Here is an 11,282-nt window from a genome sequence, read left to right as displayed (position 1 = left end):
GGAGTCTATGGATTTAATACGGTTGCTTCAGCCTCAGGTATTTATTATATGACCTATAACGCAGATCGCACAGATCTCATTGGGTTATTTTCATTATTAAATGTATTGCCTTCTGTAATTGCTGTTCCATTTGTGCCATTGCTTGTTCGAAAAATAAAAAAGAAAAATACCGTCGCTTTAGGTTTGACGATTGCAGCACTTGGTTCATTAGCACTTTACTTTATTCCTGTATCAGCCATTACTCTGATGATGGTTGCAAAGGGAGTCGCGTCATTTGGCTACGGAATTTTAATGGGGATTTTATGGTCCATCATTCCTGATGCTGTTGAATATGCAGAATATAACACAGGTAAACGCTATCCAGCGATTGTATACACGACAATTGGCCTTGGTTTAAAAGCATCAATGACCATTGGTGGAGTCATTCCAACTTGGGTATTAGCAAGTGTAGGGTATGTGCCGAACGTTGCACAATCTGCAGATGCGCTAGGTGGGATTCTATTCCTTGTTTCGGGATTACCAGCGATCATATGTCTGGTTACACTTGTGATCTTTATGGTGTTTTATAACTTAACAGAAGAGCGTGTCGAACAAATTATGGATGAGTTGGCCATTCGAAATGGAGCAAAGAATTAATAGATTTGGAGGTTGAGTGATTTGGAAAATAATTTGAACGATTTTTCACTGGATGCCTTTTCACTGAAGGGGAAAGTTGCCATTGTCACAGGGGCCAATCAAGGGCTTGGAATGGCATATGCTGTAGCTTTTGCAAAAGCAGGGGCTGATTTATATATCCCACATTTTACAGATCATGTGTCAGAAGTAAAAGAATTAATCGAAGCAACAGGTCAAAAAGTTGCATTTATCCAAGGAGATTTGACAGATAAGTCTTATGTTCAAAAAGTGGTAGAAGGATGTATCAATGAATACGGGAAAATTGATATTCTCGTGAATAATGCTGGTGTTGGGATTTTCGCAGATTTTATGGATTATCCAGACCATTTATGGGAAAAAGTCATGGATATCAACTTAAACGCAGTGTATTACTTGAGTCATCTGGTTGTGAAGGAAATGGCTAAACAACGTTCAGGAAAAATAATCAATATTGCTTCTGCACTTGCTTTTACGGCTGATAAAAAATGTCCACCTTATACAACAAGTAAGCATGCAATTGTCGGGTTGACAAAAGTATTTGCGAATGAAGCAGGTCAATATAATATCCAAACAAATGCCATTGCACCTGGGTTTTTAGAAACAGAAATGACAAAAGGATTTCAGGAAGATCAGGCATTCTACACGAAAATTGAAGATCGTATACCAGTTGGTCGCTGGGGAGTATCAGCTGATTTAATGGGTACAGCAGTATATCTAGCGAGCAGTGCTTCCAATTATATCAATGGCTGGACGATTAATGTAGATGGCGGATTTGCCACAACACTTTAGGAGGAAGAAATATTGAAAACCATTGCAGCAGTAAAGATTGGACGATTAAATGATCCTAATGAAGAAACACGAGGTGCGGTAGAAGTTATAGATTTTCCTGAGCAACAGCTTGGGGCAGAAGATGTCAAAATTAAAGTGGCATACTGCTCCATTTGTGGATCTGACCCACATCTTGTGGAAGGTGTATTCGGATGGGAGCCTCCATTTGGTCTTGGGCATGAAGTATCTGGAGTGATTGTAGAACTTGGGCCAAAAGCGACGAAAAAAGGACTGAAAGTAGGAGATCGAGTAGCAGGGAACTTTTTGAAGTTTTGTGGAACCTGTTATTACTGTTTAGACGGACGAGAGCAGTTTTGTGAAAACGTTCATGATTACAACAGGCCGGGCATGTCTGAATATATCGTTTGGCATGAGTCACAGGTGTGGAAAGTACCTGATACTGTCTCTCTTGAAGAAGCATGCTTACTTGAACCCATTTCTATTGCTGTTCGCATTGTAGATAAAGCGAATATGAGGGTAGGACAGCGTGTGGCCATTTCGGGTGGTGGTCCAATTGGCTTGCTAACGCTTCAGGTACTAAAAAGATTCGGAGCAACATCACTTACACTGATTGAACCAATAGAAGATCGACGGAACCTAGCCAAATCATTCGGAGCGGAGCATGTGATTAATCCGCTTGAAGAGGATGTACGAGAAGTAGCAAATACCATTACAGATGGACGAGGATTTGATGTCGTCATCGAAGCATCAGGTTCTCCACATGCAGCAAATGTAGCGACTGACATTGCATCACGAGGGGGCACCGTTTTATATATTGCAATGTTCCCAAAAGAGTACGAAATGCCACTAAATCTTTATAAAAAATGCTATGAACAAGAATTAACCATTTCGGGTACTTTTGTCGCACCTTATGCGTTCCCTCGTGCAATCCAATTGATGCCTAATCTCGATTTGGAGCCTTTTACACAAAAAATCTTCCCACTTGAGCGTGGAGTAGAAGCTTTTGAAGCCCATATGAGTGGGAAATATCCAAAAGTATTAATTAAGTGTAATTAATAAAACAGTAAAAAAGGAGAGAGTATGATGAACAGTACTGTAAATGAATGGACGATTCAAGAACTGGAAGACAAAGCAATTGATATTCGTAAAGATTTATGTACCTTTATTTATCGAATCGGCATTGCAGGTCATTTAGGTGGAGAACTGTCTATGATTGATATGGCGGTAGCTCTTTATTATAAATATATGAATTATGATCCGAAAAATCCAGAAATGCCTGACCGTGACCGTCTTATCTTAAGTAAAGGACATTGTGCAGAAGCACTATTTACCATTTATCAAGATATGGGCATGTACACAATGGATTATATGGTTGATCACTTTGAAACACTAGAGACAGCAAAATTCAGTATGCACCCCAATCGAAAATATGTGGATGCGATTGAAGCATCTACTGGTTCATTAGGTCATGGGATGCCACTGGCGACAGGATTGGCCCTTGGTGCAAGGATGTCCAATGAAAACTGGCGGACATTCTGTATTATAGGTGATGGTGAACTTCAAGAAGGTACGAACTGGGAAGCATTTATGACAGCAGGACATTATCAACTAGGCAATCTTGTAGCAATAATTGATAAAAATGACCTGCAAATGTCGGGTCCTACCAATCAAACAAATTCCATTGATCCACTGGATGAGAAAATGAGAGCGTTTGGCTGGGAAGTGATTGAGGTGAATGGAAATGATATGGGTGAAGTTTGTGGGGCTCTAGAATCCCTTCCTCCATCTGATCCACATATTCGAAGAAAACCCATTTGTATTATCTCAAATACAACAAAGGGTAAAGGCGTATCGTTTATGGAAAATGTCGTAGCTTGGCATGCAGGGGTTTTGAACAAAGAAGATTTGGAAAAGGCAATTGAATCTATCGAAAACACAAGAAAGGTGAGATAAATTATGGCTGTAGAAGTGAGCTTAAACTTTGACCAAATATTATCATCGGCACGTGAGGTATATGGAACGGAATTGAGAAAAATGGCTGACGAAGGAATGGACTTTGCGTTTGTTTGTTCAGACAACGTGGCTCCCTCATCTGAAGTCGGTAAATTAATGAAAGCGTACCCAGAACGTTGTGTCAATGTTGGGATTGCTGAAGCCAATCAGGTTGGGTTGTCTGCCGGTCTTGCGTTATCAGGAAAAGTAGTATTCTCACAAGTATTTGGACCATTCTTACCCCTTCGTGCAGCAGACCAAATTCATGCAGATATCGCTTATAACGATGTACCCGTTCGTCTAATCGGAACCCATGCGGGCGTAACGTCAGGTGGAGGACCAACTCATAATGCGATTGCAGATCTCTCGTTTTACCGTGCAGTTCCAAATTTAACGGTTGTTTGCCCGGCAGATGCCAATCAATGCGCGAAAGTGGTTAGACAGTCAATGACTTATCCAGGACCAATGATTATCCGTATTGCCCGAGGTGCTGAGCCAGATGTATATGCGGATAATGATTACGAATTTGAATTTGGTAAATCCATTACCATTAAAGAAGGTTCAGATTTAACATTAATAGGTACTGGGAGCTCAGTGTACTGGTCATTGAAGGCAGCACAAAAATTAGAAGAGTACGGCATTTACGCTAGAGTAATAGATATGCATACCATTAAACCGTTTGATGAAGCTGCCGTTCTAAAGGCAGCAAATGAAACGGGATGCGTTATTACGGTTGAAGACCAAAGTATCAATGGAGGTCTCGGAGGGGCAGTAGCGGAAATCATTGCGGAATCAAATATTCCAACTAAGTTCAAGCGCATTGGTTTACCAGATGAATTCGCCGTACTAGGTGAGCCAAATGATGTTTACAAATACTATGGCATGGACCCAGAAGGTATTGCGAAAACAGTACGTGAGTTTTTTAATCGGTAATTAATAGTGAAAGGGGAATGACCAGATGACACAACTCGTTTGTCAACAATGTGAACAGGTAATCGATTATATATCCTCAGAGAAGTCCAGCATAATATATGGTCACTGTACTAGTTGTAGTCATGATAATAGAGGGATTGAAGAAGAATTATCAGAAACGTAGATTGTGAGGAGCCGACAAGACATCCTATTTTTATCTTGTCGGCTTATTTTTGCACATAGTCGGAAGGATTAAATGAAGGATTACCATGCAATGAATATGGAGGGGAGAAAAGCTATGCAACAGTATGAATTAGTAACTAAAAGTTATATTAACGGTGAATGGGTGAGTGGCGACAGTGGACGTGTATATAAAGATTTGAACCCGTATGACAACTCGGTCATTGCTGAAGTGAATATTGCATCTAAAGATCAGATGGAACAAGCATTTGAAACCGCTGCAGCAGCGCAAAAGGAATGGGCAAAATCAAATGTGGAAGAGAGAAAAGCAGTTGTAGAAAAAGCAATTGCTTACTTAAAAGAAAATCGAGAAGAGATTGTTCAGCTCATCAGTCGTGAAACAGGGGGAACCATTTTAAAAGCGAATGTTGAACTTCATCTTACACTTGAAGTGATGGAAGAAGCCCTTCATTATGCTGATGAAGTTTGTCATGTACGTGAAGTCTCAACTGGTGTAGAAGGAAAAGTGAATCGCATTTATCGTTTACCTTTGGGTGTCATTTTATCTATTTCTCCATTTAATTTTCCAATGAACTTATCAATGAGAACAATCGTACCAGCAATTGTACTAGGTAATGCTGTGGTTCATAAACCAGATATTCAAGTCGGTCTCGTCGGTGGTGTGGTACTAGCAAAAGCATTTGATCAAGCGGGGCTCCCTGCTGGAGTTTTCAATATGCTTTTAACCGATGTTGAGGAGATGGGTGACGATCTGCTGACACATCCCATTCCACGTTTAATTAGCTTTACGGGTTCCACAGCAGTTGGGCGCCATATCGGTGAAATTGCTGGTCGAAATTTAAAACGGGTGGCACTTGAACTAGGTGGTAACAGTCCATTTGTTGTGTTATCTGATGCAAACGTGGACCAGGCCGTTAATGCAGCGATATTTGGGAAATACATTCATCAAGGACAGATTTGTATGATTATTAACCGGATTATTGTGCATAAGGACCAGTATGAATCATTTGTCTCAAAATTTGTAGAGCGAACAAAAGAATTGACTACAGGTAATCCACTGGATCCAAATACAATCATTGGACCACTTATTAATGAACCTCAGATCGAAAAAGCGCTAGGTTACATAGAGGAAGCGAAAAAAGAAGGAGTAACCGTAGCACTAGAAGGAAGACGTGAAGGTAATGTACTAACACCTTCTATTTTTATAGATGTAAAGAATGATGGGGAACTTGCTCAGAAAGAATTATTTGGACCGATTGCACTCATTATTAAAGCTGAAAGCGATGAAGAAGCTATTAAAATGGCAAATGATACTCAAGCAGGTTTAAGCTCGGCTATTTTTACGAGTGATCTTGAAAAAGGGGAGCAATATGCCCTTCAGTTAGATACAGGAATGACACATATTAATGATCAAACAGTCAATGATGCACCCAATATTCCATTCGGTGGTAACAAATCAAGTGGATTGGGCCGCTTCGGAAATCCATGGGTAGTCGATGAATTTACAACAATGAAATGGGTATCTGTCCAAACAAAAGAAAGGAAATACGCTTTTTAAGAAATAATAAACTGTAAACTAAAAAGAAGGAGTCTTAGTTGCTGCCCTTTTACCAATGACCTGAAAATTGTGATTGCAAAAACGTTTGTAGGAAAGAATTTTTACAAAAAAAGAGCTGTATTATTCAGCTCTTTTCTTATTCCTATTTATTAAGCACCATTTCTTTTGCAAGTTGTTCTGCAGATAAAACCGCTTTTTCAATCGCTTGCTGTTTAATTTTGTCAGCATCATCTGGTTGTAAAGCATGACCTTCCGCAACAATGGTTTCCAGTTCAATACCCATTAAATCTAAACAAGTCTTTAGCAGAGTATCTGCATGTTCAGCTTCTTTCATAGGACCAGCAGAATAAATATTACCACGGGATTGAAGATGTACAGCTTTCTTTCCAGTCATTAAGCCTACTGGTCCGTTTTCTGTATAGGTGAATGTCTTTCTAGCAATAAGTACAGTATCTAAGTAGGCTTTAAATCTAGCCGGAATTGTAAAATTCCACATAGGTGATACAAACACATATTTATCAGCTGCTATGAACTGTTCCGTTAACTCTTCAATTCTTGATAATTTCGATTGTTGTTGGCTCGTTAACTCCTCGAAAGTGCCACCAGAACGAAGGTGACCCCAGCCTTCTAATACGTCAGCATCAATTTCAGGAATGTATTCATTGTAAAGATTTAATTCTACGATTTCATCTTCAGGAGAATGTTCCTTATATGTATTTATAAACGAGTTACCCATAGCCAATGAGTAAGAGCGTTCTTTGTCTAGCGGATGTGCCACCACGTACAATAGTTTTGACATTGTCATAACCTCCCAGTTTTTTAATATTTTAACTCTATCATTTTACCAATCGTTTACATTTATATCAAACATCTTATTTTAAAACTTTTAGAAAAAGCCACCGCTAATTGAAGCATTCGTATTTCTCTATGACAATACTATCAGGTAAAAAAAGAGACCGAATGGTCTCTTTTTTAATTGGTGGATGCAAAAGCAGAAAAGTCAAGGTCAATAAATACTTTACTTGGATCAAGACCCATATCATCTACAAACTCTTTGATATTAAGTAAACAATGTGAAACTCTTGGGTAACCCTGGAGGATCACATAAAACAAATCAGGATTTGTATCGTTTTCATGGCATGTTAGTAAATGTGCATTTTCAAGCATTGAGAGATATATTTTGTACTCATTTAGCTTTAAACCAAATATTTTATACACTTCTGTTTCATTCACACAGAGGGCATCGGGACCAATCCTGTATTCTGATTTTTGTACCAGAGCGTAAAATAATTCTCTGCTTAGGTGTGGGAGTTTATATAAGATGTCATAAAGTTCTTTGGTAGCAATTTCCTTCTCCATTCTTTCTTTAGCATCTATATTCGATCCGAGTTTTCTCTCATAATTAGAAATTAGAGCTCCACAATTGCTATATGTATAGGTAGGGCTCTCCTCTATATTTGAAAGAATGGATGTGGGATCTATGCCCAATAATTGATAGATATCCATTATTTCTGCGTTGATAAAGTTAAACACCTTTAACAATGGTCCACGTTCAAGACTATGAATCTTTTTTTGGATATCCCTAAGATCCACAATATGCTGATCTTTATCAAAATTTAACGCATCAATGTATTTCTGATCTATGGTTATTGATTTTTGTTTTTCCCCTAAGATTAAGATATAAAACGTATCGTAAGACTCGGTATGTTTATTTTCAATGACTTTTTCTAAGGTTTTTTCCACTTTGTTTTTCCCAGTTTGAGTTGTAACCTGGATGGCAATTCTTTTTTCTTTGTCTCCTAGGTCAATGCCAGGTTCGTTAGTACGTATATCATTCAGATTGATAAAATTTGTATCGTATATACAATTTAATAGGTCCCTTGCAAAGTTTTCACTATGTATATGTAAATCGAGTAATTGTCTCGTGGCTTCACTTTCAAGATTAAAAGCAAGCCAATTTAATTTTAAGTTTATCGCTTCAGTAATGGTTTTCCTTTGTAACATTTATATAACCAGCTCCATAAAAATTTTAAATTCTACTATAACTATATTATTTAGTGTGATTTTTTAAAAGAAATGGTTATTTTATTGGGTTTATAAAAAGAGTAATTTAATTAATTCTATCGATAAAAAGGATTTCTTCAAATAAATAGAAATTTGTTATTAACTGTTAAAAAACAATACCGATATAAAGTATATGGCAAATAGTTACATAAGATCCTTTCATTCTAGCCATTGAGAATTACCTAAAGAAATCAGGTAATGATATATATACAACAGGGGCGACAACCTTAGAATGTGCTAGAATACTATATCAAGCAGGAGCCAAAAGCGTCACTATTTTACCATTTGGGGTCACTCAGCATAAGGTGACTACAACAATTAGAAAAACGGTAAAAGATGCCAATGATGATATTTATAATCTAAGGTTAAATCATGTAACTGGTAATCCTTTTTGGGTTTCAAAGAGTAGTAATTACGAAGAATTTCATCAAATACGTAATTATTATTTTTCTCAATAACATAAGTTACCGACGCTTTTTTTATAGGTTTTTTTACTAGAGGTTAATTGGAGGGTTATATATGTTTGAAATCTTAGAACCAATACTTATCAAAAGTGGACTAGCTCGAATGTTTGATTTAAGAATAAAGGATGATAACACTGCAAATTCAAGACCTTGGGTTTCGTATCGTGTTAAAAGCAATATATACAAAATAAGGGCATTTGAATTATGGGGAGAGGGCCCCGAATTATTTAGAATTTATCACGCTGATAATATAAATGGAAACCTTAAAACATTGTTGGATTCTTTACCAGAGGTGTCTACCTCCAAAAGATCATATACTGACTTTAAAACAGATGATTATGTTTCTTTAGCTACTAAAATAGCTGATATTTTACAGTCAGATGAAATCATATTAGAGAGCAAGGCAAATAGCAAACTAGCTCGTTCATCAAAGTTTGAGGGTCTTGAGTTACCCGATGTAGACACATCTCAAGAAAATGTCTTAGGACATACATTTACATGGAGAGAAGTTATTGCCATTTGGGAAGATAATTCCGAAGATAATAATCTAAAAAAGGTATTAAGACAAAATGGAATTTACATTCAAAGATCTGAAGATGGGAAAAGTAGATACATAGGTAGTGCCTATAACAGCGACGGAATTATAGGCAGATGGATGGCACATTTAAATTCTCTTGGTGATGCACAACATCTTAATTTGTTTGTTCTAGAAAACGGCTATAATTCAGTCATCTTCTCAGTCATTGAATTTATTGAAGGGACGGATTCTGAAATCATAAAGCGTGAATCGATGTGGAAGAAGACTCTGGGAACAATCAACCGCGGGCCATATAACGGAATTCAGTTGAATAATAATTAGGTGAATAATAGCGTCCCGACTACTTTTGTCTGGACGCTTTTTTATAGGATATTAACAATTTAATCACTAGAAGTTGAGATTCTGAGCAAGAGATAGTTCAGTGATTAAATATTATTTTCTAACTTGTTGTAAAAACTTGCCTTTTTAAAATAAATTTAGGAAAATATTACTAAGGAACCAACTAGAGAGTAATCCTTAAGTCTCGAATTGGACAAAAATGAAACGGCTTTAGTTGTAATAAAAATCAAAAGGGGGAATTCCCATTATTAATAGAATTTCAGGAAAAGAAGAAGCGATAGAATCATTAAATAATAGTTTGAAACAGCCACTATACTCACTTGTAAATGTTCTAAGCAATTTAGCTGAACAAAGGCTTTCTGCTAGTAGTTATATTCTATCGGATGAATTGGTAACATGTCCAAGTTGTAATCTTATGTCGGAATGTACGTACGAATTTGAAGGAGTGTATTATTGTTCTGAAACATGCGTGAAGGAACAAATGGTCCTAATGAATCAAGTGGTTACGATTTGTGGTATTACGGGTCTTAATGCAATGGAAGTTGAAAAAACATTGTCTGTAAATAGTTGGTCCCTTGATGAATTTACTAATAGAATTGATGATTATTTAGATGCACTCTCAAAGGGGGCATCAATTCCTGCGGCCACTGTATCAGCGTTCAAGAATGCTGGTATTTATAACACATTGAGCACTAATTTATCTCTTCTAAATACAAACCAGGGAGGCGCAAATTTTAAAGGGTTTGTTTTTGAGCATCTTCATGCAACCAGCGCTACAGTCTCTGGAACGCCAACAACGGTGATTGGCAATAATGGTGTTGCCGATTTTTTAATCTTACAAAAAGATGGAACGACAGTTTTAGGGCAAGCAAAAGCCGGTTATCAAAATACATACATCGATTTTCAAAAGTATCATGGACAAACGATTGTTGTAGATAAAGGAAATACGCAACTTATAAAACGTGCTAAGGCAGCAGGTCTCGAAGTCATAGAATCAGATGTTAGTCTTAAGCAGAGCAAAAAGTTATCGGAAATTATGAAGTTGGAAAGTAACATCTTGCGCACGGCAAATGCACCATTAACTTCCAAAATCTATGCCCTAAATCAGGCGGGTATTGCATCGGCAAAAGTTGGTGGTGCTACTGGGGCTGGGTTTAGTATTGGAAGCAATATTGTGGAAGTATTTTCTGGGGATAAAGATTTAGAAGAAGCAGGCAAAGCGGTTGTACGTGATACAGCAATTGCTACAGCCTCCAGTTATGTAATTGGTGCCGCCGCAGCTACCCCTGTAGGTGTCGCCATAGCGGGCACAGTAACATCAACAGGTACAGCACTTGCTGGTACAGCAGTTGGTAGTACAGTTATAGCGGGAGCAGGAGCCGTTACAGGAGCGGTAACAGCGGCTACAACCGCTGTGACAGGTGCTGTTGCTGGATCTACAGTTGGTGTAGGAGTTGCTAGTGCCGCAACTGCAGTGGCAACTGCCACAACTAGTGCAGCAACAGCAGTGGCAGGAACAGCAATAGGGACTGCCGTTACAGGTGTTGCAACAGCAGCTGCAAGTACGACTGTTGGTGCTGCTGCCATAGCAGGAGCTACTGCAATAGGTGCTGCCGCTGTCGCGGCTGCACCCATAGTAGCAGGAGCGGCTGTAGTTGGAGGAGTATTTGCAATAGGGAAGAAGATTTTTGGTAGGAGATAACCATATTTTGATATAGGGGCAGTTGATTACCTCAGTTAACATGACCACAAAACAAGGACGGTAAAAAAC

11 protein-coding genes are annotated in these 11,282 nt (G+C 38.1%); 9 read left to right on the top strand and 2 right to left on the bottom strand.

Features of this window, described 5'->3' with window-relative positions:
* The 7 genes from ACGLXV_RS25775 to ACGLXV_RS25745 all read left to right on the top strand — a co-directional run.
* On the top strand, window positions 1–636 hold a 636-nt coding region (locus ACGLXV_RS25775), incomplete at its 5' end, for an MFS transporter (protein WP_391560874.1).
* 21 nt (window positions 637–657) lie between these two features.
* Window positions 658–1,443 carry an SDR family oxidoreductase gene (locus ACGLXV_RS25770; protein ID WP_391560873.1) on the top strand — a complete coding sequence of 262 codons (786 nt, stop codon included), beginning with the start codon at window positions 658–660 and terminating at the stop codon, window positions 1,441–1,443.
* 12 nt (window positions 1,444–1,455) lie between these two features.
* Window positions 1,456–2,499 carry a zinc-dependent alcohol dehydrogenase gene (locus ACGLXV_RS25765; protein WP_391560872.1) on the top strand — a complete coding sequence of 348 codons (1,044 nt, stop codon included), beginning with the start codon at window positions 1,456–1,458 and terminating at the stop codon, window positions 2,497–2,499.
* Between the two features lie 24 nt (window positions 2,500–2,523).
* Window positions 2,524–3,396, top strand: a complete 873-nt coding sequence (locus ACGLXV_RS25760) for a transketolase (RefSeq protein ID WP_391560871.1) — start codon at window positions 2,524–2,526, stop codon at window positions 3,394–3,396.
* Between the two features lie 3 nt (window positions 3,397–3,399).
* A complete protein-coding gene (locus ACGLXV_RS25755) occupies window positions 3,400–4,368 on the top strand; it encodes a transketolase family protein (protein ID WP_119708161.1) in 969 nt (322 codons plus the stop codon).
* Between the two features lie 25 nt (window positions 4,369–4,393).
* Complete coding sequence (locus tag ACGLXV_RS25750; protein ID WP_391560870.1) at window positions 4,394–4,531, top strand: GapA-binding peptide SR1P; 138 nt, start codon at window positions 4,394–4,396, stop codon at window positions 4,529–4,531.
* A gap of 114 nt (window positions 4,532–4,645) precedes the next feature.
* Window positions 4,646–6,106, top strand: a complete 1,461-nt coding sequence (locus tag ACGLXV_RS25745; protein WP_391560869.1) for an aldehyde dehydrogenase family protein — start codon at window positions 4,646–4,648, stop codon at window positions 6,104–6,106.
* A gap of 142 nt (window positions 6,107–6,248) precedes the next feature.
* On the opposite strand, the gene ACGLXV_RS25740 is transcribed toward ACGLXV_RS25745, so the two are convergent.
* Window positions 6,249–6,905: an NAD(P)H-dependent oxidoreductase gene (locus ACGLXV_RS25740; RefSeq protein WP_391560868.1), complete on the bottom strand. Its 657-nt coding sequence runs from the start codon at window positions 6,903–6,905 to the stop codon at window positions 6,249–6,251.
* Window positions 6,906–7,078: 173 nt separating this feature from the next.
* Window positions 7,079–8,110, bottom strand: coding sequence for an SMEK domain-containing protein (locus tag ACGLXV_RS25735; RefSeq protein ID WP_391560867.1), 1,032 nt, complete (start codon window positions 8,108–8,110; stop codon window positions 7,079–7,081).
* A 579-nt stretch (window positions 8,111–8,689) separates the two neighbouring features.
* Here ACGLXV_RS25735 and ACGLXV_RS25730 point away from each other — a divergent pair.
* Window positions 8,690–9,493, top strand: coding sequence for a GIY-YIG nuclease family protein (locus ACGLXV_RS25730; RefSeq protein WP_391560866.1), 804 nt, complete (start codon window positions 8,690–8,692; stop codon window positions 9,491–9,493).
* Window positions 9,494–9,926: 433 nt separating this feature from the next.
* Window positions 9,927–11,213: a hypothetical protein gene (locus ACGLXV_RS25725; RefSeq protein ID WP_391560865.1), complete on the top strand. Its 1,287-nt coding sequence runs from the start codon at window positions 9,927–9,929 to the stop codon at window positions 11,211–11,213.
* The last annotated feature ends 69 nt before the right edge of the window (window positions 11,214–11,282 follow it).

This window comes from Robertmurraya sp. (assembly GCF_036676585.1).
Lineage (GTDB): Bacteria > Bacillota > Bacilli > Bacillales > Cytobacillaceae > Robertmurraya_A.
Note: the sequence above shows the minus strand (reverse complement) of the source record. Positions and strands in the feature narration are given on the sequence as shown.

Coding starts and splice junctions, on each gene's coding strand:
- ACGLXV_RS25760 (WP_391560871.1), top strand. CDS start 2,524: ATGATGAACAGTACTGTAAATGAATGGACGATTCAAGAACTGGAAGAC.
- ACGLXV_RS25755 (WP_119708161.1), top strand. CDS start 3,400: ATGGCTGTAGAAGTGAGCTTAAACTTTGACCAAATATTATCATCGGCA.
- ACGLXV_RS25750 (WP_391560870.1), top strand. CDS start 4,394: ATGACACAACTCGTTTGTCAACAATGTGAACAGGTAATCGATTATATA.
- ACGLXV_RS25745 (WP_391560869.1), top strand. CDS start 4,646: ATGCAACAGTATGAATTAGTAACTAAAAGTTATATTAACGGTGAATGG.
- ACGLXV_RS25740 (WP_391560868.1), bottom strand. CDS start 6,905: ATGTCAAAACTATTGTACGTGGTGGCACATCCGCTAGACAAAGAACGC.
- ACGLXV_RS25735 (WP_391560867.1), bottom strand. CDS start 8,110: ATGTTACAAAGGAAAACCATTACTGAAGCGATAAACTTAAAATTAAAT.
- ACGLXV_RS25730 (WP_391560866.1), top strand. CDS start 8,690: ATGTTTGAAATCTTAGAACCAATACTTATCAAAAGTGGACTAGCTCGA.
- ACGLXV_RS25725 (WP_391560865.1), top strand. CDS start 9,927: ATGTCGGAATGTACGTACGAATTTGAAGGAGTGTATTATTGTTCTGAA.